This window comes from Mycoplana sp. BE70 (assembly GCF_031455855.1).
In the GTDB taxonomy this organism is placed as follows: domain Bacteria; phylum Pseudomonadota; class Alphaproteobacteria; order Rhizobiales; family Rhizobiaceae; genus Mycoplana.
Window position 1 is genome coordinate 120,231 of record NZ_JAVDTM010000012.1, and the last position, 21,435, is coordinate 141,665.

Below are 21,435 nucleotides of genomic sequence, written 5' to 3' on the forward strand. Positions count from 1 at the left end.
ACAATGCTGCAAGGCCATGATCTTCTCGGCTGATATCGAACCGCTGTTGCGGAGGGGGATGCAGGTTGGAGCACCGGGCCCTTGGAGATACGGACCTTCGACCATCGCTCCTTGGGCTGGGGACGTCGCGGCTGACCTCTGTTTCGTCCGGGCTTTCCCGCCGGACCGCGCTTGACCTTGTTTCGGCGGCTGCGGATCTCGGGATCAACTTTATCGATACAGCGGATATCTATGGCCAGGGCGACAGCGAAGTCGTGATCGGTGAGGCCATTCGCGGCCGTCGGGACCGCTTCATCGTGGCGACGAAGGCCGGCTACCGGTTCGGTAGGACCGGCGGCATGCTCAAGATGGCAAAGCCGCTCTTGAAGCGCGTGTTGCGCCCGTTCAGACACGCACGGACCTGGGTGGCCACCGTTCGGACGAACGCTGAGACAACCAACGCCATTGCACAGGATTTCTCGCCAGGCTACCTGGTCACCGCCATTGACGCCAGCCTGCGCCGACTGCGCACCGACTATCTGGATATTCTCTACCTGCACGAGCCACCCGCGCTGTTCGACCTGTCGGATGAATTGCGAGCGGCAATGGAACAGATCCGGCGCGCCGGCAAGGTGCGGTACTTCGGTATCGCGGCTGCCCACGACGAATCCGTGGAGCGGGTGCGGCGCGATCCGCTTCTCCGGGTTGCCCAGACCGAGGTGCATCCATGGTGCCCGGCGGCCTCGCAGTCTGCACTGCCGGCGGCGGGCAAGGGGGTTGTGGTGCATCGGGTCTTTGCGCATGGCGAGGAACAACGCCTTGACGAGTTCGCCCGACGTTATGCCATCACCCCCCGACAGGCCATCCTGGGATATGTCGCCCAACAGCCTTTCGTCAGCTCCATTCTCACCGGGACGACGAACGTCGGCCATTTGAGGGAGAATATTGCGAGCGTGGTATCGACGCGGAACATTCCTTTCAAAGAGTTGGCCGAGAGATGCCCCGGCTGAATACTGTGCCCGCAGGCACCATCCTGGAGTGCGACGTACTGATCGTAGGCAGTGGGCCGGCCGGAATCACCATCGCCATGGAACTGGCGGGATCGTCGCTGCGCACGATCTTGCTCGAGAGCGGCGGCGAGCGCGAAACGGCGCAATCGCGCGACTTGCTGCGTGGGTCCGTTCATCCTGCGGGCAGCCATGAGCCACTGGAGACCAATCGTCGCCGCGTTTTCGGAGGCACCTCGACTGCCTGGGGCGGCCGCTGCATCCCGTTCGATCCGATCGATTTCGAGCGTCGGCCCTGGATCCCGTACAGTGGATGGCCGCTAGAGTGGCGTGACGTGCAGCCGTATTTCGCCCGCGCCGCCTTTCTTTGCGAGGTGGGCGAGCCGATGTTCGACGCAAGCGCGGCCTTCGCCGACCGTCAGGCCGAGATGATCGCCGGCTTCGACGGTGGCGGTGTGGTTTCCTCGCCGCTCGAACGCTGGGGACCGCCTACGAACTTCGCAAAGCGGTATGGACCACTGCTCGACAAGTACGCCAATCTGACGACCGTCCTCAACGCCACCGTCGTCGGCTTGAAGTTCGATCCGGAAGCTGGCTGCGTTGAGTATGCTGAGGTGGCGTCAGGCCCCGAGCATCGCTTCATTGTCCGGGCGCGCAGGATCGTGCTGGCTTGCGGCGCCATCGAAAATGCTCGCCTGCTGCTTGCCTCGAATGATGTTGCTTCGGCGGGTCTTGGAAATGCTTTCGACAGGGTGGGCAGGTTCTATATGTCCCATCCGAGCGGTATGCATGCCTGGAGCCGCCTGACGGATCCCGGGGACAGTTTCATCTTCGGCTTCGAGCGGCACGGGGACACATACGTTCGCCGCAGGTTCTGGATAACACCGACGGCGCAACGTCGATGGCGCATTGGCAATGCCGTTGCCAGTTTTCTGACGCCCTATGGCGAGGACGCGATGCCGGAGGGCGCCCTTTCATCGGCGGTGTTCGTCGCCAAGTTCTCGATCGCGCTCGCTCGAAAGCGCGACTTTTCCGGGATCATGCGAGACAGGAAGGTGCTGTTGAGGCACATCGGCAGGATGGCGAAGGATGCCCCCGCACTTGTGCCGCAACTCGTCGAGGCGGCGAGGCAGCGATTTTTCGCCAAGCGCCGGCTGCCCATCCTCCTGCCGCGAAAGGAGGATCTGAACAACCGCTTCGGTCTGGTCTATCAGACCGAGCATCTGCCGAATCCCGACAGCCGCATTGTTCTGCACTCGGAGCGAGACGCATTCGGTGTCCCCCGTGCGGAGGCAAGGATCGCCTTCACCGATCTCGACGTGCGGACCATCATCGCCACCCATGCGCTGGTCAGGGAACAGTTCAGGCGCAGTGGTGCCGGAGAACTCGTCTATGGCGAAAAGGCACTGGAACAGCAGGTGCGTGCGCGCCTTCGCATGTTTGACACCATGGCCCATCATGTCGGCACCACGAGAATGTCGAAGGAACCAGCGGCCGGTGTCGTCGACGAGAATTGCAGGGTGCACGGCATAGGAAACCTGTTCGTGGCGGGATCCTCGGTGTTTACAACGAGCAGTCATGCCAACCCGACCTTCATGATCGTCGCTCTCGCGCTGCGACTGGCCGAGCACCTGCGGCGCGGTCAAGGCGTTCTGTCTTTCGGCGAAGCCGGCCAATCGCAGGGGCACTCCGTTGCGCTGTGGCAGGGTGCGACGGCGGTCGTGGTTAACAAACATACTTAACCGACCCTTAACCCTTCCCTGAAATACTCGCTTCACTTAACCGGCCCGACCTATGGCCGTCGCGTGGGGGCGAAACATGATCGTTCGAAAGACAATTCTCGGTGCCGCTTTGATCGCAGGCCTCTCGGCAACCGGCGCCCAAGCTGGCGGCGAGCTCTATCCGGTTGTCCAGGCGCCGGAAGTCGACATGGGAACGATCGCCGTCGCACAGGGCTGGTACATCCGCGGCGACCTCGGCTACTCCGCATCGATAAGCGGCGGCAATCCATCCTATACCTATGTCGATCCGTTTTCCGGCAGCACAAGCGGGGAAAGCTTCGACGACAGCCGATTCTCGAAGCCGTTCTCCTATGGTTTCGGCATGGGCTACCAGTTTAACAATTTCATGCGCGCCGACCTGACGACGGACTTCTTCAACTCCAGCTTCGATGCTGAGTCGGGGATCAATCAACCGTGCCCGGGCGAGAATGCGGGCACGGGCTGCGACTTCAGCCACGATTCGGGGTTCGACGCGATCAGCGTCATGGCGAACGGCTATGTCGATCTCGGGACCTATGCCGGCTTCACGCCCTATCTCGGTGCCGGTATCGGTGCCACCAACATCCAGTGGGACGACCTCACGACCCGAGCGACCTGCGTCGATGGCGCCGGCACTTGCAGCAGCACCGCTCAGGGCAAGATGACCAACCCCGGCGAGGAAAGCTGGCGCTTCACCTATGCGCTCATGGCGGGCGCCTCCTATGATCTGACGAACCGCGTCAAACTCGACGTCGGCTACCGCTATTCGGACATCGATGGCGGCAAGATGTTCGGCTACAACAGCCTTGAAAAGTCATTGGGCGCGTCCGGCACGAAGGCCAGCGATGACGGGTTCCAGCGGCACGAGATTCGCGCCGGTATCCGCGTCACGACCTGGTAAAGTGTTCTAAACCGATGATTGCGCGGCGCGGGCTGGTTCCCGCGCCGCTTCCATTTGCGGCAGGAATTTTTCTCCTCGCGACATAATCGGCTTGACTCAGAGAGACCGCTCCCATATTTGCGGCGGCGGGACACCCTTCCCCAACGAAGGGCTTTCTATCTGGAAGGATAGCCATCATGACGAAGACCGTCACCCCGCCGGACGTGCGTCCGAACAATACCCATTTCTCTTCTGGCCCCTGCTCGAAGCGCCCGAACTGGTCGCTCGAAGCCCTCGCTGATGCTCCGCTCGGTCGCTCGCACCGCGCCAAGATCGGCAAGACCAAGCTCAAGCAGGCCATCGACCTTACCCGCGAAATTCTCGAAGTGCCGGCCGACTACCGAATCGGCATCGTGCCCGCTTCCGACACCGGCGCCGTCGAAATGGCGCTGTGGTCGCTGCTCGGCGCCCGCGGCGTCGACATGCTCGCCTGGGAAAGCTTTGGTGCCGGCTGGGTCACCGACGTGGTCAAGCAGCTCAAGCTCGCCGACGTCCGCAAATTCGAAGCCGCCTATGGCGAACTTCCCGACCTTTCCGCCGTCGATTTCGACCGCGACGTGGTCTTCACCTGGAACGGCACCACCTCCGGCGTGCGCGTTGCCGACGCCTCCTTCATTCCGGCCGCCCGCCAGGGCCTGACGATCTGCGACGCGACCTCGGCCGCGTTTGCGCAGAACCTAGACTTTGCCAAGCTCGACGTCGTCACCTTCTCCTGGCAGAAGGTGCTGGGCGGCGAGGGCGCTCATGGCATCATCATCCTGTCGCCGCGCGCCGTCGAACGGCTGGAAAGCTACACGCCGGCCTGGCCGCTGCCGAAGATCTTCCGCATGACCAAGGGCGGCAAGCTGATCGAGGGCATCTTCCAGGGCGAGACGATCAACACGCCGTCGATGCTCTGCGTCGAGGACTATATCGACGCGCTGCTCTGGGCCAAAGAGATCGGCGGGCTCAAGGCACTGAGGGCGCGGGCCGACGCCAACGCTCAGGCGATCTTCGACTTCGTCGAGAACAACGACTGGATCGCCAACCTCGCCAAGATTCCCGAGACGCGCTCGAACACCTCCGTCTGCCTGACCATTGCCGACAAGGACGTGCTGGCGCTCGACGCCGACGCGCGAGGAGCCTTCGCCAAGGGCATCGTCGCCCTCCTCGAGAAGGAAGGCATTGCCTATGACATCGGCGCCTATCGCGACGCGCCGTCCGGCCTTCGCATCTGGGCCGGTGCGACGATCGACACCGCCGACATCCAGGCGCTGCTGCCCTGGCTGACCTGGGCCTACGAGACCCAGAAGGCATCGCTTTCCAAGGCTGCGGCCTGATTGCGCGACCGGCCCCGCCTTCGGGCGAGGCCACCCCGATCTCAAATTCCTATCGCACGAATGAAGGAGGCCTTCATGGCACCTCGCGTACTCGTATCCGACGAACTGTCGGAAACCGCCGTCCAGATCTTTCGCGACCGCGGCGTCGAAGTCGATTTCCAGCCGCAGCTTGGCAAGGACAAGGACAAGCTCGCCGAGATCATCGGCAATTATGACGGTCTCGCCATCCGCTCCGCCACCAAGGCGACGGAAAAGCTGATCGCGGCGGCGGCCAACCTCAAGGTCATCGGCCGCGCCGGCATCGGTGTCGACAACGTCGATATTCCGGCCGCCTCGCGCCGCGGCATCATCGTCATGAACACGCCGTTCGGTAACTCGATCACCACCGCCGAGCACGCGATTGCGCTGATGTTCGCCGTCGCCCGCCAGCTGCCGGCCGCCGACCTGTCGACCCAGGCGGGAAAATGGGAAAAGTCGAAGTTCATGGGCGTCGAGATCACCGGCAAGACGCTCGGCGTCATCGGTGCCGGCAATATCGGCGGCATCGTCTGCAAGAAGGCGATCGGCATCGGCATGCACGTGCTGGCCTATGACCCCTTCCTGTCGGCCGAGCGCGCCCAGGAAATGGGCGTCACCAAGGTCGAACTCGACGAGCTGCTCGCCAAGGCGGACTTTATCACGCTGCACGTGCCGATGACCGACAAGACCCGCGGCATCCTCGGTAAGGAAAACCTGGCGAAGACCAAGAAGGGCGTGCGCATCATCAACTGCGCCCGCGGCGGCCTTGTCGACGAGGCAGCACTCGCCGAAGCCATCAAGTCCGGTCATGTCGCCGGCGCCGGCTTCGACGTGTTCGCCGTCGAGCCTGCCACCGAGAGCCCGCTGTTCGGCTTGCCGAACGTCGTCTGCACGCCGCACCTCGGCGCCTCGACGACGGAAGCGCAGGAGAACGTCGCTCTGCAGGTGGCCGAACAGATGTCGGATTACCTGGTCAAGGGGGCCGTCTCGAACGCGATCAACATGCCCTCGATCACCGCCGAGGAAGCACCGCTGCTGAAGCCGTTCATCCGGCTTGCCGACGTGCTCGGCGCCTTCGTCGGCCAGGTGACGGAGAGCGCGATCAAGGAGATCGAGATCCTCTATGACGGCGCGACGGCGGGGATGAACACCAAGGCGCTGACCAGCGCGCTGCTTGCCGGCCTGATCCGTCCGCAGGTCGCCGACGTCAACATGGTCTCGGCGCCTGTCATGATCAAGGAGAAGGGGATCATCCTCTCCGAGGTCAAGCGCGACAAGTCGGGCGTCTTCGACGGCTACATCAAGCTGACCGTGAAGACGGCCAACCAGACGCGCTCGATCGCCGGTACCGTCTTCTCCGACGGCAAGCCGCGCTTCATCCAGATAAAGGGCATCAACCTCGACGCCGATGTCGGCGCCAACATGATCTACATCTCAAACACCGACGTGCCGGGCATGATCGGCTTCATCGGCACGACGCTGGGCGAGGGTGGCGTGAACATCGCCAACTTCCAGCTCGGTCGCGACAAGCAGGGCGGCGATGCGATCGCGCTGCTCTATGTCGATGGGCCGGTGAAGCAGGACGTGCTCGACAAGCTGACGGCCCACCCGGCGATCCGCCAGGCCAAGCCGCTTGTCTTCAACGTCGACTGAATTCGTCTCCTCCCAAGCATGACGAGAAGAGAGGCCCGCCCGGGAAACCGGGTGGGCCTTTTGACTCTCGGGTCTTGTGGTGCCGATCGCCAGCCACCGATTGCCTGACCGACAGGGCTTTTCTACCCGTCGTCCGCCAGCCGCTCCTTGATGATACCCGCAATCCTGTCGGTTTCGCGAGGCGGTAGGTAGTCGTACGGTGCCAACTCGCCGTTGAAGGACCGCGTCAACCCGAGGGTTTCCTGCAGGTCGCGATGATACCACTCGAACTTCTCCAGCCGTTCCCCGGGAACCTGGGTGAGCTCAAGCACGTAGACCGGACGTCCCGTGGACAGCGCCTCACATGGCATCGTGATGGAGTCCTTGGCGATCAGGAATGCATCCGCAGCGGCGACGAACTCGATGTAGGGATTTTGACTTGACCGGTCCCACACGACCACCTGTTTCGAACGAAGCTTGAGGAGCGCCTGCAAGGTCTGGTCGGTGGACCGACGCGATACCGATATCAGGACCTTCCAGTTCTGACCGACCAGTCCGTTGACCGCTGATGCGATGGCTTCATGCGCCGGCGCGTCATAGTCATAGGCGTCGTTCGGACCGCCGACAAAGACTGCAGCCACTTTCTCGTCCTCGGGCGCGTATATCTCCCGCGCAGCCGCACGCCGCTCCTGCCAGAACTGGGCGGAGAAACGATGCGGCACGCCGAGCATCTGGAAATAGCCGGGCCGGCCTTCGAATTCGGGCCGCCATCCATGGCGCGACACGAAAACCATGTCGTAGCCGTCGATCTTTGGCGGCTGAAGATGAACCGTCAACGGCGTTCCCCCATAGGCGGCCTTGATCCTCAGTGCCCGCTTCTCGGCGCGAAAGCCACACGAGATGATGAGTTCCGGTGCGCGTTCCGAGCGCCGAAACAGCGGCGGATCAAATATCCTGCGAAAACCGCGCCCGGCGACGAAAGATTTCTCCGTCGGGCTGGGATCAAAGTGGCGGGCAACGGCGACACATTGCGACAAGGTTCCGATTTTCGGTTCGCTAACGGTCCAGGCTATCAATTGGCGCGGGCCCCAGTTTCCATCCTTCACTCGTCTTCAAAGAAGTTCGCACAACTGGCGTAACGAGACAATGGCATGGACCGGCGGATGCCCGGAATGGAAGAGCCCGCCACCGTGTGCGGGGGCGGGCTCTTTGTCGGCAGTATATTTCGGTGCTGCTTACGCCGCGCGGCGAACCGCGTAGCTCTGCTGCTGCTGTCCGGGTTGCAGCTGGAACTGCGCAATGCGGCTTGCAAGCTGGGCGCTCTCGCCGGCAAGCGTCTGGCTGGCGGCCGAGGTTTCCTCAACCATTGCCGCGTTCTGTTGCGTCATCTGGTCCATCTGGTTGATCGCAGTGTTGATCTCACGCAGGCCGACGGATTGCTCCTGGGCTGCGGTCGCGATCGCGACGATGCGGTCGTTGATCTCGTTGACACGTCGCTCGATGTCGGACAGCGAAGTTCCGGTGGCTTCGACGAGGTCGACGCCGGCGGAGACTTCGGTGGTGGAGCTGTTGATCAGCGCTTTGATCTCCTTGGCGGCATTCGCCGAGCGCTGGGCAAGTTCGCGCACTTCCTGGGCAACAACGGCGAACCCCTTGCCGGCCTCGCCGGCGCGCGCCGCCTCTACGCCTGCATTGAGCGCCAGCAGGTTCGTCTGGAAAGCGATGTCGTCGATCACACCGATGATCTCGCCGATCTTGGAGGATGAACTCTCGATCCGTCCCATCGCATCGATCGCATTGCGGACGACCTCGCTCGAGGCGGAGGCGCCATTGCGGGCTTCGGCAACCATTCGCTTGGCTTCTTCCGCGCGGACCGTCGAGTTCTGAACGGCCGAGGTGATTTCGTCGAGAGCCGCCGCGGTTTCCTCAAGCGAAGCGGCCTGTTGCTCGGTGCGCTGTGAAAGATCGTTGCTGGCCTTGCTGATTTCGGCGGCGCTGCTGTTGACGACACTGGTGGAGTCGGCGATCGCGGTGATGGTGGACCGCAAGGCGGCAACCGCACCGTTGAAGTCGCGACGGAGCTTCTCGTAGTCGGCCCCAAGGTCGCCGACCTGGAAGGTCAGATCACCGCTGGCGAGCTTTTCGAGCGCCGCGCCAATCTGGTCGACGACATGGGCCTGGCTCCGGGATACGGCCGCCTGATGCTCGGCAGAGGCATTGCGTTCGTCGTCGATCACCTGCTGTTGCTGGCGTTGGCTGATCTCGAGCTGGTTGCGTTCGATGACCGAGCCGCGCAGCAGCACCAGCGCATCGGCCATGTGGCCGATCTCGTCCTTGCGTCCGGTGTCCGGGACTTCGGACCGGGTGTCGTTTTTGGAGACCTCAAGCATCACGTCCTTGAGCCGCTCGATCGGCAGGCTGATTGAGCGGCCGATGGAAAGCGCAGCCGCGAGCGTTGCCAGTCCGGCAAGCCCGGTGATGATGACGGTGACGATCAGAGTTGTCTGTGCCTGGGCGGCCAGATCGTCGGCGTAGACGCCGGTACCGATGCCCCAGCCCCAAGGCTTGAAGCCGGCGACATAGGCATACTTCTCGACGGTTCCAGCCTGGCCAGGCTTGTTCCAGTGGTAGTCGACGTAGCCGCTGCCCGGGTTCTGGGCAAGGCGGATGAGCTCGGCCTGGAACAGCTTGCCGTTGATGTCCTTCTGTCCCGTCACGTCCTTTCCGACCAGCTCCTTGTTCACCGGGTGACCAATCATCTTGCCGTCGAAGCTATTGACGAAGAAGTAGCCCTCTGCGCCGAAGCGCATCGCCATGACGTTTTCGAGTGCGTATTTCTGGGCCTCCTCTCGGGAGAGTTCGCCCTTTCTTTCCTGTTCTTCGTAGCCGGCGATGACGGAGATCGCCGTCGCGGTGACGTTCTGGAGCATAGCGCGGCGCTCGGCCGCGATTTCCTCGTTAGCGTCGATCGTCTTGTAGGTCATTGCCGCCGCCATGAAGAGAAGCGCCAAGGCGGTCAGAAGGTATATGCGTGTCGATATTTTGAGATTTTTCAAGTGTCAGCCCTCCGGGGGGATGCAGGCATGCATTCCCGCAGGCCGACTGGCTTTCGAGAGGAGGCATTCCGCGCAGTTTCAGGATTTTTAGAGCTGCCTTCGCACGTCTACATCGACGCATAGCACTCCAAGGAACGGTCTGAACTGACCAGCAAAAGCCTAACCAATGTTAAATGCCGCCTCCCTAATTTGAGGATCGGCAAGTGCGTTCAGGCGCCGCCATGCCCATCGGGAGACGGTTCTCTGGGCACAGGCGCTGAAGCCGCGACCTTGATCAGTCCTGCTTTGGGCGGCCCCATTCGGCAACGGCAATGCCGCCCAGCACGAGGCCCATCGCGAACATATGAAAGACCTGCAGGCTCTCGCCGATGAGCAGGACGGACAGGAGCATGCCGAAAACCGGAATGGCATTGATGAAAAGGCCGGCACGGTTCGGACCGATCATTTCCACTCCGCGTACCCAGAGAACCTGGGACATCAGCGAGGGAAAGATCGCGGCGTAGAGAACGACGATCCAGCCGGTCGTGTCCGGCACGATCATTCCGCCGTGTGCCGCCTCCCACCAAAGAAGCGGCAGCGAGCTGACCAGTGCACCAAACACGGGGACGGCGATGAAGCTTTGCCAGTGCATCGCCGGTTTCCAGCGCAGCGAGACCGTATAGGCTGCGTAGACAATGCAGGCGAACAGCATCAGCATGTCGCCGAAGTTGAATCGCAAGTCCATCAGCGAGCTTAAGTCGCCATGGGCCGCGGTCGTCAGTACGCCGATCAAGGTCACGGAGAAGCCGACGATCTGGGCGGGAGAGGCGGGAGTGCGAAAAAGGAGGAAATTGAAGGCGAAGATGAGCATGGGAATGCCCGCCTGCTCGATGACCGCATTGATGGCGCTCGTATGCTTCAGCGCGGAATAGAGAAGCGCGTTGAACAGCATGAAGCCGAACGCGCCATAGAGGAAAAGCTGTAGGAAATGTGCCTTGATTTTCTGCCAGTCGCGCTTGATCTGCGGCCGCATGAACGCAAGAATGACGCAAAGAGCGATTAACCAGCGCAGTGTCGTCAGCATCATCGGGCTGACATGGCCGACCGCCAGTTTGCCGGCAACGGAGTTGCCGCCCCAGAAGAGCGTGGTCACGCAGAGATAGAGATAGGCTTTGCTGTTCAAGGCAATATTCCGATCGGCGGGGCGTTTGCGAACGAGGGAGCGGGCACAGCGTTAGGTCGTATTTGCCGAATCCGCCACGCAAAAAGCGGGTTGCATCCCTATAACAGGGTCGCTTTCGGAAAAACTACACAGTATAGATGCGCGGGTTTGTAAAGAGTGCGCGAGCAAGCGCGCAAGAAGCAGGAAAGACGAAATGACCAATGTCGTGGTGATCGGGTCCCAATGGGGCGATGAAGGCAAGGGCAAGATTGTCGACTGGCTCTCGGAGCGCGCCGATATCGTCGTGCGCTTTCAGGGCGGCCACAATGCCGGCCACACGCTGGTCATCGACGGCACGAGCTACAAGCTTTCGCTGCTGCCCTCGGGCGTCGTCCGCCCCGGCAAGATGGCGGTGATCGGCAACGGTGTCGTCATCGACCCGCACGCACTCTGCGCGGAGATCGAGAAGCTTGCGGGCCAGGGCGTCACGATCACCCCCGACAATCTGCGCATCGCCGACAACGCGACGTTGATCCTTTCGCTGCACCGTGAACTCGACGGCATCCGCGAGGATGCGGCGGCCAACAGCAACGGCGGTGTCAAGATCGGCACCACGCGCCGCGGCATCGGACCGGCCTATGAAGACAAGGTCGGCCGCCGCGCCATCCGCGTCATGGATCTCGCCGACCTCGAGACGCTGTCGGCCAAGGTCGAACGGCTGCTGACACACCACAACGCCCTTCGCCGCGGCCTCGGCGAACAGGAGATCAGCCATGACGCGATCATGCAGGAACTGACCTCCGTCGCCGACCGCGTGCTGCCTTTCCGCGACACCGTCTGGCTGATGCTGGACAAGGAGCGCCGGGCCGGCTCGCGCATCCTGTTCGAAGGCGCGCAGGGGTCGCTGCTCGACATCGACCACGGCACCTATCCCTTCGTCACCTCCTCCAACACCGTTGCCGGGCAGGCCGCCGCCGGTTCCGGCATGGGCCCGGGCGCGCTCGGCTACATCCTCGGCATCACCAAGGCCTACACGACCCGCGTCGGCGAGGGGCCGTTCCCGACCGAATTGACCGACGAAATCGGCCAGTTCCTCGGCGAGCGCGGCCGTGAGTTCGGCACCGTCACCGGCCGCAAGCGCCGCTGCGGCTGGTTCGACGCCGCGCTCGTGCGCCAATCGGTTGCCACCAACGGCATCACCGGCATCGCGCTGACCAAGCTCGACGTTCTCGATGGCCTGGACGAATTGAAGATTTGCGTCGGTTATACGCTGGACGGGGAGGAGATCGACCACCTGCCGGCGAGCCAGGGCCAACAGGCCCGCGTCGTGCCGAAGTACATCACGCTGGAAGGCTGGAAAGAGTCGACCGTCGGCGCGCGCAAGTGGGCCGATCTGCCGGCGCAGGCGATCAAGTATGTCCGCCAGGTCGAGGAACTGATCGGCGCGCCGGTGGCGCTGCTTTCGACCAGCCCCGAGCGAGACGACACCATACTTGTGACCGATCCCTTCGAGGACTAGGATTTGATTTGACACCCGTTCCGGACTGGATTCGCAGTAACGAAAGGCCGGAGATCACGAGAAAGTTCTTATGGCGGATTTTGTAGCAGTCATTCGTAGGGCCGTTGATGGCCTCACGGACAATTCTCCGGACATGCGGGGCAAGGTCTACGACAAGGCTCGGGGTGCGGTGCGCCGGCAACTCGAGGCGATGAACCCGCGCCCATCGGACGAACTCGTCCAGCGTCAGCTCGACAAGCTCGAAACGGCGATCACGGAGGTCGAGAGCGAGCACGCCGAGGCCCTTCCGGCCGAAGCGGTGCCCATCGAAGAGAGCGCTCCGGCTGTGATCGAGACGGCCGAGGTGCCGGAGCCGCCCGAGACTGCCGAGCCGCCACCGGAGCCGATCACCGAGGCTGTTCCACAAGAGCAGCCCGCGATGGCAGAGCCGCCGAGCGTCCCGCAAGAGCCGGTCGAGGAGCCGGAACCGCCGGTCATCGAGCCGGCTCCCGCGTTCCGGCCGACCGAGCCCGAACCGGCAGCCCAGCACTGGGCTGAGGAGACCGCGAGCCTGCCGCAGGAAGACGTTCCCGCGCGGGACGAAACGGCGCATCCCGACGCGGCTGTCGAGGCCGAGGACCAGGGGCCCTCGTTCATTGGCCTGCAGCCCGTCGAAGATCCGGCCAATGATCATACCGCCTTTGCTGAACAGGCCGCTGCGTCCCACCCCGACGTGTCTGTCCACGACGCGCCTGCCACCTTTGTCCACGACGAGCCTGCCGCTCCCGAAGCTGTTGGTTCGGCTGCGCCCGAGGCGTCTGGCGGTACAGCGGCGCCAATGCCGTGGGAATGGAACGACGAACCGGCGGATGCCGAGCCGGACGAAGTGACCGCCCATGAGGTGATCGCCCGTGAGGAGCACGCGCAGGATTTTGCATCCACGGAAGTCCCAGCCGAGCCGCCGACGGAATGGAGTTGGCCGGACGAGGCGACGACCGGCGATTTGAAGCCCGAGCAGACGAATGCCAAGGACAACGCCTGGGGCGATCTTGAGGATCTGATCGGCTATCAGCCGGGCAAGAATGCGGGCGCCAGCGCCGCGACCGAGCCTGATGCGCCGGGGCCTGCGGGCATCACCGAGGCGGTGCGCAACGGACAGCGGCCATTTCGGGCCGAACCGCGCAAGCGCAAGATCAATTTCGCCGTGATGGGTGCCGCGGTGGCGGCGATTGCGGTGATCGGCGGCGCAGGAGCGGCCTATTGGCTCAACCGTGACACCGTCGACCAGATGATCGGCGATCTGGTCGCGCCGGCCGCGACTCCGTCGGGTGAAACGGGCGTTGCCGATGGCGGATCCGGTGCAACGGCCACGGGCGACCAGAGCCAGAGCGAGACGGCGGGCACGCAGGTCGCCTCCGTTGAGACCGGCAAGTCGAAGTTCACGCAGCGCCTGCTTGCGGACGGCACGGAGATCGACGAGGGACCGGCCGTCGTCGCGGGCGAGATCACCACGGAAGAAGGCAAGTCGGTAGCTGAGCAATCCACCGAGGTTGCATCTGCTGGAGCGGCCGCTTCGGCCGGCGGCACCAACGGAGCAGCCACGGCGACCGACGGTGCGCCGGATGCCGGCACGTCCGCCGGTGCCGCGCCGGCGACCGACACGGCCGGGCAGGGCGCAGCCAGTACCCCGCCAGCGACGGCACCTGCAACGGCGCAGAACGCAACGACTGCGGGCGCTACGGCCCAACAGCCGCCGGTCGGGGTTTCGCAGAAGATGTTCCTCTATGAGGAACGTCTCGGCCAATCTGCGCCGACGGCGATCGACGGCACCGTGGTCTGGTCCAAGGGCGAGGAGTCGCCGGGTGGCGATGCCAAGCCGGAGCCGGTAATCCATGCGCAGGTCAATGTCCCATCGAACGGCCTGACGGCACAACTGACGCTTCGGCGCAACGCCGACAAGTCGCTTCCGGCGAGCCACCTCGTCGAGATCGTCTTCGCGCTGCCGGCGGAGTTCGACGGCGGCAGCATCGACAGCGTGCAGCGCGTGGCGATGAAGCAGACGGAGCAGGATCGTGGCGACCCGCTGATCGCGGTCCCCGCCAAGATCACCGAGGACTTCCATATGATCGCGCTCAACGACTTCCCGGACGCGATCACGCGCAACACCGAGCTGCTCAAGAGCCGCGACTGGATCGATATCCCGATCACCTATCGCAACGGCCGGCGCGCCCTGATCACGCTGGAAAAGGGCACGACCGGGGCGGAAGTATTCACTTCGGTCATGAATGCCTGGTCGGCACTGGGGCCGACGGCAAACAGCCAATAACTAACGACATATGCCAAATACAGAAGAGCCCGGCGGTGACGCCGGGCTCTTCGTTTGTTGCTGTTGCCGGGTTGTCGCCGCCTACGCGTCCTCAATGACGCGGACGGACTTGGCCTGTTCGGTGGCAAGCTTCTGGACGGCTTCCTGCACCTTCTCGAAGGCGCGAACCTCGATCTGGCGAACGCGCTCGCGGCTGATGTCGAACTCGGACGAGAGCTGTTCCAGCGTCACCGGATCCTCGGAAAGGCGCCTTGCTTCGAAGATCCGGCGTTCGCGCTCGTTCAACACGGTCATGGCACGTGCCAGCATGGCGCGGCGGGTTTCAAGCTCGTCCTGCTCGATCAGCGTCTCTTCCTGGCTGTCGCGGTCGTCGACGAGCCAGTCCTGCCACTGGCCGGAATCGCCTTCGCTGGCCTTGATCGGCGCGTTCAGCGATGCGTCGCCGGACAGGCGCCGATTCATCGACACGACTTCCTCTTCGGAAACCTGCAGCTTCTTGGCGATCTCCGCCACCTGGTCGGGCCTCAGATCACCGTCGTCGATCGCCTGGATCTTGCTCTTCATCCGGCGCAGGTTGAAGAACAGCCGCTTCTGGTTGGCGGTGGTGCCCATCTTCACCAGCGACCAGGAGCGCAGGATGTATTCCTGGATCGACGCCTTGATCCACCACATTGCATAGGTGGCCAGGCGGAAGCCGCGCTCGGGATCGAACTTCTTCACGGCCTGCATCAGGCCGACATTGCCCTCGGAAATGACCTCGCCGATCGGCAGGCCGTAGCCGCGATAGCCCATTGCAATCTTCGCCACTAGGCGCAGATGGCTTGTCACCAGCTGATGGGCGGCGTTGCGGTCGTCATGTTCCTGGTAGCGCTTGGCGAGCATGTATTCCTGCTGCGGCTCAAGCATGGGAAACTTGCGGATTTCGTCGAGATAGCGGTTGAGACCGCCTTCACCGGCCGTAATGGATGGCAATGTATTGCGGGCCATAAAGCACCCCCCTTCCTTGGTACGGCTTCCTCTGTAGGCAAGCCTTCAGCGGAGCTTGATCCGGATCGGTTTCCCGTTTGTGATCATGCTCCGGGACGGGACTTGGCGACCCCGACAGACTGTAAGATAGGTGTGGCGAAACAATGGTTCAAGCGCCGGTCGTTTCACGATGCGGTGAAAACCGGAATGATTGTGCGACTTGTGCGGTCAACACAATATTTCGTGCTGCTGGGCCCGATTTTCAAGGGCAGCGCCCGTCCGACGCGGATCAGTTCATCGCCCGCAGCGCCACCAGCAACGTCTCCAGATCGTCCGGGGCGTGCGCCTCGAAGCGCATCACCTCGCCTGTTGTCGGATGCTCGAATTGCAGCATGAAGGCATGCAGCGCCTGGCGGTGGAAGCTGTTTACGACGGCCCGCGCCCGTTCTGGAAGAAGGTTCGCCTTCGTCTTGAAGGCGGCGCCATATTCGGGATCGCCGATCAGCGGGTGGCCGATATGGGCCATGTGCACGCGGATCTGGTGCGTGCGGCCGGTTTCCAGTTCGCACTCGACCAATGAGGCGAGGCAGGTCGCATCCGGCTTCTCGCCGTAGCGCTCGACCACCTCGTAATGGGTGATCGCCTCGCGCGCGTCTTCGCTTTCCTCGCGCTTTACGGCGCGCTTGGTGCGATCGCCGGCGCGGCCGAGGGCGGCGTCGATCGTGCCGCGCAACTGCTTCGGGCGCCCCCAGACGACGGCCTGGTAGGCGCGCTCCAGCGGGCCGCTGCGGCCGTGGTCGGCGAACTGCGCGGAGAGATGCCGGTGGGCCGCGTCGTTCTTTGCGGCGACCATGACACCGCTCGTTTCCTTGTCCAGCCGGTGAACGATGCCGGGGCGACGGACACCGCCAATGCCCGAGAGACTCGTGCCGCAATGGTGTATCAGGGCGTTGACGAGCGTCCCGGTCCAGTTGCCGGCCGCCGGATGGACGACGAGTCCGGCGGGCTTGACGACGACGATCAGATCATTGTCTTCGTAGAGGACCTCCAGCGGAATATCCTCACCTTTGGGCTCGGGGTCTTCGGGTTCGGGAAGCGTGATCTCGATCGCGTCGCCGGGATGCACCTTGCGCTTCGGTTCGGTGACGGCCGTGCCGTTGACGAGGACGGCGCTTTGCTCAATCAGCGCCTTGAGGCGGCTGCGGGAATATTCGCCGCCGAGCGCGTCCGCCAGCCACGCATCGAGGCGGCCTGCGGCATCCTCACCAGCGGTCAGGACTTTCCTTGTGTCGTCGGCTTGTTTAAAGGGGTCGCTCATTCAAAGATTGTCCTGCCTGTCGGAGACGCTACCGCTCATGTCGAATATCGAGATCGATGAACAAGAAGAAAAGCCGCTCGATCCGGCCATGGAGAATGTCCGTCGCAAGATGGTGCGGCTGCAACTCGTCTCGGGCGGTATCATGCTCGTCATGTTCATGGCGGTGCTCGCGGCCATTGTCTATAAGGTGACGCGGACGGATGGCAAGCCCGAAAGCCGTATCTCTGCCGGGCTTTCGGTGCCGAGCGACGGGCCGCTCACGGGCGCTGTGGCGCTGCCGGACGGCTTCACCGTCTCGTCGGTCTCCCAGTCGAATGGCCAGATTCTGTTCTTCGGGACGCTTTCCGACGGGGCGCGCAAGGCGATCCTGTTCGACATCGCTGCCGGCCGGATCGTCGCCGACATCGATGTGACCGGCCGGTAGGACGCTGCCGATGGCGGCGGAGCCGATCTGGATCAGCGACAGCGACGATCCGCGGATCACGGTCTTCCGCTCGATCCGCGAACGCGATCTGGTCGGACGTGAGGGGCGGTTCATTGCCGAGGGGACGGTGGTGCTGCGCATGCTGGCGGCCGCCCATACGGGTGCCTCCGGCTTTCGTGCCGAGGCGATTCTGATCCTCGAGAACCGGCTCGGCGGGCTTGCGGAGATACTGGCGTGCTTCCCGGCCGGGGTGCCGGTCTACGTGGCCAACCGGGCGGTCTTCAATGCGATCGCCGGCTTCGACATGCATCGCGGCGTGCTGGCGATCGGCCGGCGCGAAGAGGCTGCCGACTCGGCCACGCTGATTGAATCGCTTCCGGCCGACAGTCTCGTGCTCGCCGCCTGCGGCATCTCGAACCATGACAACATGGGGGCGCTCTTCCGCAATGCGGCCGCCTTCGGCGCGGATGCGGTTCTGCTGGATGACACCTGCTGCGATCCCTTGTATCGCAAGGCGATCCGCGTGTCCGTTGGGGCGGTCCTGAGCGTTCCCTTCGCCAAGGGCGGGGATGCGACCACCCTCCTTGGCCGTCTTGCGGATGCTGGCTTCGCCATCTGGGCCCTGTCGCCACGGGGTGAGACATCCATCGCTCATATCGAAGCTTCGCCCCGGCTGGCGCTGGTTGCCGGCACGGAAGGCAAGGGGCTTCCGCCAGGCATCCTGTCCCGCTTCCATACCGCGCGCATTCCACAAAGGCCCGGCCTCGATAGCCTGAATGTTGCCACCGCAAGCGGCATCGCACTCTACCAGATGGCGCTCCTCGCCGGTCGCGTCCAATAGGCGCAGGATCGAAGCGGATTTGCTATTCGCGCGGCGGCAGCATGTCCTTGGCGCGGTCCGCCAGGCTGGTGCGGCCGAGATCAGCGGCCGGGCCGGGCTGGTTCAGCAGGCTGCGGATCGGCGAGGCGGTGCCTTCGCGCGCATCCGTCAGAACGATCATCCGTGCCGCGACATCGGCGATCTCCTCGCGCAGTGCCGCATCCCCTTCGGGTGAGGACGGCTGGGCCAGGTGCTGCGTGATGGCGGCGCTGCGATCGCGGACATCTGCCTCGAGCGAAGGAATGTCGATGCCATTTGCGCCGTTGGCTGCCGTAGTTCCGTTGGTGAATTCGCTGGGTGGCGATACGGGGGGGAGCAAAGCCTTCGTCTCCTGTGTGCGTGCGGGTCTCGTCGACGTTTTGGGGAAGACCGCCACGTTCTTCAACTTCTCGCGCAGGCGTCCGATCTCTCCGTTGTCGCGCGTCAGCTTTGCCTCGAGCTGGCGCGACCGTCCTTCTTCTCGCGACAGTTTCACGCCAGCATCCTTCAGCTGGGCCTGGGCGGCGCGGAGACCCTCAAGCAGTTTCTCGCGTTCGTGTCGCAAAGTCGTTATCCGACTGTTGAGGTTTTCCAACTCGGTCTCACGCGCGGCACCGACGATCATGCTGTCGTTCAGGTCGGTCTGGACGAGGTCACGGTTGGCGTTCAGGATTTCGATATCGCGCTTTTTGTGCAGGATTTCGCGCTCTGCCGATTCCAGTTGGGCCTTCAACTGTCCGTATCTCTGGTCCTCGTGGCGCAGGGCCGAGCGCAGGTCACCGGCTTCGACGTTCATTTCCTCGATCTGCGCTTTCAGGTCTGCATTGTCGGCCGCGAGCCGGCTGATGTCGCGCTTCACCGTCTCCATTCGGATCGAGAGCTGCGTGCTCTTTTCACGCTCGCGTACGATTTGTTGGGAAACGCGTGCGTTCTCGGCGGCAAAGGCGGCACGCGCCATGTCCGTCTGGGCTCTAACCTCCTGGGGGCTGAGCGGCATGGTCGCCTTCATGCGGTTCTCGGTATAGGCGACGATGCGACGCTGGATGGCCGGTGCGACCAGCAGACCCGTCAGCGTTGCCGCCAGGAACCCCAAGGCAAATAGCAGGGCGTATTCGATCACGACGACGTCTGTCCTGTTTCCCTGTCGACCTGTCGCACTATAGCGAACGGAGTCCTGTTGCACAGGGGTTCGCGAACAATTTCAGTTACGCCGGTAACCTTGCGCGTGCACCAGGACGGCGACCTAGAATGGATTCCAGGTGGGGTTCCGCGTCAGCTTCAGATAGCCGGCATTGATGCCGAGGCGGGCACCGATGCCGGTGCGGATCGGGACGATGACCATGTTCTGCTCGGTCAGAACCGTCATGCTGACGCCGGCAACGACATAGGCCGAGCCGGAGACGCCGGCAAAGCGGGTGTAAAGCGCGTTTACGTCCGGGAGGTTGTATACGAGCATCATCGTGCGGCTGCCCTGTCCGCCCCAGTCGAGGCCAAGGGACGGGCCCTGCCAGAAAACGGGGTGGCTGCCGACGTTCTTCGTGTTCATCTCGCCTTCGCCGTAGGTGAGACCGGCAACGAAGGCGCCCGATCCTTCCTGGCCGAGGATGTAGCCGTTCGGCAGGCCGTAGGATTGGAAAGCCCGTTCGACCACTTTGGCGAGACCGCCGGTGGTGGAGCCGAAGAAGCCGTGCCCTGCGTCAACGATCTCCTGGACGGTGTATTGGGATCCGCCGGTGCTCTGTGCGTGCGCTGCTGCCGGCGCGGCCATCGCCCCGATTGCGGCGAGGAGGACGGATCTCCTGGTCAAATGTGACGCACACATGTCACTACCCCCGTGCTGGTTCAGGCGTTGTCGTGCATGGCAATTTGACCGGATCGTGTTAACAATCGGTTTACCAAATGTGGTGTCTTTATGGCTGACCTCTAATTGAGCCTGCTCGGCACAATTTACGCGTGCTAGGTGTCAATTGATGAAATCTACCCGCCCGACGGTTGCAGATCGCCACTGTCGGTCAGGGCCTGCTGGAGAATATGATGGCGAAGAACCCGAACCTCACCCTGAGCGGTCCCGACCTCGCGGCGCTGCTGTGCAGCCGTGTGTGCCACGACGTCATTTCCCCGGTCGGTGCCATCAACAACGGGCTCGAACTGCTCGACGAGGGCGGAGCGGACGAAGACGCGATGGACCTTATCCGCACCAGTGCGATGAACGCCTCGGTGCGCCTGAAGTTCGCCCGGCTCGCCTTCGGTGCCTCGGGATCCGTCGGCGCTTCGATCGACACGGGCGAGGCGGAAAAGGCCGCCCGCGACTTTGCCACGGCGGAAAAGAAGACCGAAATCACCTGGAGCGGACCGCGGGCAATCGTCGCCAAGAACCGCGTCAAGCTGCTGCTGAACCTGTTTCTTGTCGCCTATGGCGCGATCCCGCGCGGTGGCTCGATCGACATCACCCTGGAGCGTCCCGAACTGGACGCGGAGTTTCGCCTGACCGCGAAAGGGCGCATGCTGCGGGTGCCGCCGAAGTTTGTCGAGATGCTGTCCGGCCAACTCGAAGAGGCGGTGGATGCCCATACGATCCAGCCCTACTACACGGTTCTCCTCGCCGAGGAAGCGGGCATGGAGCTGGAGATCGTTCCGTCAGCCGAAGAAATCACTTTCGTCGCCAAGGTGCCTGCGGCAGCCTGACGTCGAGGCGGCGGAGCGCGCCGCCGGTAACCATTTGTTTGCCAGCGATGGCTACACTTGCTTCATAATTGGCTGCTCGTGTGAGCGGGAAATTGGAGTAGGCTATGCGGCGCATCATGATTGCCGACGGTTCCGATGTCGTTCGCAAGGTTGGAAAACGTATTCTATCGGGCCTCGACTACCTCGTACTCGAAGCGTCCAACTCGCTGGAGGCGCTCGTCCGCTGTGAGGCGGATTTGCCGAACGTCATTATCGTCGACTCGACGATGGATGGCGCGCTCGAACTGATCGCCAACCTCCGTATGCTGCCGAAGGGCGATACGGTGCGCATCTTTTACTGCGTGGTCGAGGCCGACCTGAAGAAGATGATGATGGGCAAGCGCGCCGGGGCGGACGACTTCCTGCTGAAGCCGTTCGATCGAAAGATCCTCACGACGGTCTTTGCCAATCTCTCTATCGCCGCTTGACGGCAAGCCAGGACTTTGAAGACGCGGTCGCCTCGCTAGG

Annotated in this window: 18 protein-coding genes; 11 read left to right on the forward strand and 7 right to left on the reverse strand. The window is 63.2% G+C overall.

Annotated features, from left to right (window positions below):
* Positions 1 to 65: 65 nt before the first annotated feature.
* The 5 genes from J2Y48_RS20755 to serA all read left to right on the forward strand — a co-directional run bounded on the left by J2Y48_RS20755 (position 66) and on the right by serA (position 6,676).
* Positions 66 to 989, forward strand: a complete 924-nt coding sequence (locus J2Y48_RS20755) for an aldo/keto reductase (RefSeq protein ID WP_310421886.1) — start codon at positions 66 to 68, stop codon at positions 987 to 989.
* Positions 977 to 2,728: a GMC family oxidoreductase gene (locus tag J2Y48_RS20760; protein ID WP_310421889.1), complete on the forward strand. Its 1,752-nt coding sequence runs from the start codon at positions 977 to 979 to the stop codon at positions 2,726 to 2,728. Before J2Y48_RS20755 ends, J2Y48_RS20760 begins: the two co-directional genes overlap by 13 nt.
* Before the next feature lie 76 nt (positions 2,729 to 2,804).
* Complete coding sequence (locus tag J2Y48_RS20765) at positions 2,805 to 3,647, forward strand: porin family protein (protein ID WP_310421892.1); 843 nt, start codon at positions 2,805 to 2,807, stop codon at positions 3,645 to 3,647.
* A 176-nt stretch (positions 3,648 to 3,823) separates the two neighbouring features.
* The gene (locus tag J2Y48_RS20770; protein WP_310421895.1) at positions 3,824 to 5,005 is read left to right on the forward strand and encodes a phosphoserine transaminase; all 1,182 of its coding nucleotides are present in this window, start codon (positions 3,824 to 3,826) and stop codon (positions 5,003 to 5,005) included.
* Positions 5,006 to 5,080: 75 nt separating this feature from the next.
* Positions 5,081 to 6,676, forward strand: a complete 1,596-nt coding sequence (serA, locus tag J2Y48_RS20775; protein WP_310421898.1) for a phosphoglycerate dehydrogenase — start codon at positions 5,081 to 5,083, stop codon at positions 6,674 to 6,676.
* A 122-nt stretch (positions 6,677 to 6,798) separates the two neighbouring features.
* Here the strand turns inward: serA and J2Y48_RS20780 are convergent, their stop codons facing one another.
* From J2Y48_RS20780 to J2Y48_RS20790, 3 genes are all read right to left on the reverse strand, one after another.
* Complete coding sequence (locus J2Y48_RS20780) at positions 6,799 to 7,692, reverse strand: ELM1/GtrOC1 family putative glycosyltransferase (RefSeq protein WP_310421901.1); 894 nt, start codon at positions 7,690 to 7,692, stop codon at positions 6,799 to 6,801.
* A gap of 198 nt (positions 7,693 to 7,890) precedes the next feature.
* Positions 7,891 to 9,711 (reverse strand): methyl-accepting chemotaxis protein, encoded by a 1,821-nt coding sequence (locus J2Y48_RS20785; protein ID WP_310421904.1) that lies wholly within the window; start codon positions 9,709 to 9,711, stop codon positions 7,891 to 7,893.
* Between the two features lie 274 nt (positions 9,712 to 9,985).
* The gene (locus J2Y48_RS20790; RefSeq protein WP_310421909.1) at positions 9,986 to 10,873 is read right to left on the reverse strand and encodes a DMT family transporter; all 888 of its coding nucleotides are present in this window, start codon (positions 10,871 to 10,873) and stop codon (positions 9,986 to 9,988) included.
* A gap of 193 nt (positions 10,874 to 11,066) precedes the next feature.
* Between J2Y48_RS20790 and J2Y48_RS20795 the strand changes: the two genes are divergently transcribed.
* Entirely contained in the window at positions 11,067 to 12,371 is a 1,305-nt protein-coding gene (locus J2Y48_RS20795) for an adenylosuccinate synthase (protein WP_310421911.1), read from the forward strand.
* Positions 12,372 to 12,441: 70 nt separating this feature from the next.
* On the forward strand, positions 12,442 to 14,676 hold the full coding sequence (locus tag J2Y48_RS20800) for a hypothetical protein (RefSeq protein WP_310421914.1): 2,235 nt from the start codon (positions 12,442 to 12,444) through the stop codon (positions 14,674 to 14,676).
* 81 nt (positions 14,677 to 14,757) lie between these two features.
* Here J2Y48_RS20800 and rpoH read toward each other — a convergent pair whose 3' ends face one another.
* A complete protein-coding gene (gene rpoH, locus J2Y48_RS20805) occupies positions 14,758 to 15,663 on the reverse strand; it encodes an RNA polymerase sigma factor RpoH (RefSeq protein ID WP_310421917.1) in 906 nt (301 codons plus the stop codon).
* A 268-nt stretch (positions 15,664 to 15,931) separates the two neighbouring features.
* Positions 15,932 to 16,960 carry an RluA family pseudouridine synthase gene (locus J2Y48_RS20810; protein ID WP_310421920.1) on the reverse strand — a complete coding sequence of 343 codons (1,029 nt, stop codon included), beginning with the start codon at positions 16,958 to 16,960 and terminating at the stop codon, positions 15,932 to 15,934.
* Positions 16,961 to 16,997: 37 nt separating this feature from the next.
* Here J2Y48_RS20810 and J2Y48_RS20815 point away from each other — a divergent pair, with 37 nt between their 5' ends.
* A complete protein-coding gene (locus J2Y48_RS20815; RefSeq protein WP_310421923.1) occupies positions 16,998 to 17,384 on the forward strand; it encodes a hypothetical protein in 387 nt (128 codons plus the stop codon).
* Positions 17,385 to 17,394: 10 nt separating this feature from the next.
* Positions 17,395 to 18,225 (forward strand): RNA methyltransferase, encoded by an 831-nt coding sequence (locus J2Y48_RS20820; RefSeq protein ID WP_310421924.1) that lies wholly within the window; start codon positions 17,395 to 17,397, stop codon positions 18,223 to 18,225.
* A 22-nt stretch (positions 18,226 to 18,247) separates the two neighbouring features.
* Here J2Y48_RS20820 and J2Y48_RS20825 read toward each other — a convergent pair whose 3' ends face one another.
* Together J2Y48_RS20825 and J2Y48_RS20830 are read right to left on the reverse strand one after the other, a co-directional pair.
* On the reverse strand, positions 18,248 to 19,363 hold the full coding sequence (locus J2Y48_RS20825) for a hypothetical protein (protein WP_310421927.1): 1,116 nt from the start codon (positions 19,361 to 19,363) through the stop codon (positions 18,248 to 18,250).
* Positions 19,364 to 19,486: 123 nt separating this feature from the next.
* Positions 19,487 to 20,011 carry an EipA family protein gene (locus J2Y48_RS20830; RefSeq protein WP_310421995.1) on the reverse strand — a complete coding sequence of 175 codons (525 nt, stop codon included), beginning with the start codon at positions 20,009 to 20,011 and terminating at the stop codon, positions 19,487 to 19,489.
* A gap of 266 nt (positions 20,012 to 20,277) precedes the next feature.
* Between J2Y48_RS20830 and chpT the strand changes: the two genes are divergently transcribed.
* Positions 20,278 to 20,928 carry a histidine phosphotransferase ChpT gene (gene chpT / locus J2Y48_RS20835; RefSeq protein ID WP_310421930.1) on the forward strand — a complete coding sequence of 217 codons (651 nt, stop codon included), beginning with the start codon at positions 20,278 to 20,280 and terminating at the stop codon, positions 20,926 to 20,928.
* A 104-nt stretch (positions 20,929 to 21,032) separates the two neighbouring features.
* Entirely contained in the window at positions 21,033 to 21,395 is a 363-nt protein-coding gene (locus J2Y48_RS20840; RefSeq protein WP_310421932.1) for a response regulator, read from the forward strand.
* The last annotated feature ends 40 nt before the right edge of the window (positions 21,396 to 21,435 follow it).

What these genes read in the sequence shown, in the direction of transcription:
- J2Y48_RS20760 (WP_310421889.1), top strand. Translation starts at nt 977, where the DNA reads ATGCCCCGGCTGAATACTGTGCCCGCAGGCACCATCCTGGAGTGCGAC.
- J2Y48_RS20765 (WP_310421892.1), top strand. Translation starts at nt 2,805, where the DNA reads ATGATCGTTCGAAAGACAATTCTCGGTGCCGCTTTGATCGCAGGCCTC.
- J2Y48_RS20770 (WP_310421895.1), top strand. Translation starts at nt 3,824, where the DNA reads ATGACGAAGACCGTCACCCCGCCGGACGTGCGTCCGAACAATACCCAT.
- serA (WP_310421898.1), top strand. Translation starts at nt 5,081, where the DNA reads ATGGCACCTCGCGTACTCGTATCCGACGAACTGTCGGAAACCGCCGTC.
- J2Y48_RS20795 (WP_310421911.1), top strand. Translation starts at nt 11,067, where the DNA reads ATGACCAATGTCGTGGTGATCGGGTCCCAATGGGGCGATGAAGGCAAG.
- J2Y48_RS20800 (WP_310421914.1), top strand. Translation starts at nt 12,442, where the DNA reads ATGGCGGATTTTGTAGCAGTCATTCGTAGGGCCGTTGATGGCCTCACG.
- rpoH (WP_310421917.1), bottom strand. Translation starts at nt 15,663, where the DNA reads ATGGCCCGCAATACATTGCCATCCATTACGGCCGGTGAAGGCGGTCTC.
- J2Y48_RS20810 (WP_310421920.1), bottom strand. Translation starts at nt 16,960, where the DNA reads ATGAGCGACCCCTTTAAACAAGCCGACGACACAAGGAAAGTCCTGACC.
- J2Y48_RS20815 (WP_310421923.1), top strand. Translation starts at nt 16,998, where the DNA reads ATGTCGAATATCGAGATCGATGAACAAGAAGAAAAGCCGCTCGATCCG.
- J2Y48_RS20820 (WP_310421924.1), top strand. Translation starts at nt 17,395, where the DNA reads ATGGCGGCGGAGCCGATCTGGATCAGCGACAGCGACGATCCGCGGATC.
- J2Y48_RS20830 (WP_310421995.1), bottom strand. Translation starts at nt 20,011, where the DNA reads ATGGCCGCGCCGGCAGCAGCGCACGCACAGAGCACCGGCGGATCCCAA.
- chpT (WP_310421930.1), top strand. Translation starts at nt 20,278, where the DNA reads ATGGCGAAGAACCCGAACCTCACCCTGAGCGGTCCCGACCTCGCGGCG.
- J2Y48_RS20840 (WP_310421932.1), top strand. Translation starts at nt 21,033, where the DNA reads ATGCGGCGCATCATGATTGCCGACGGTTCCGATGTCGTTCGCAAGGTT.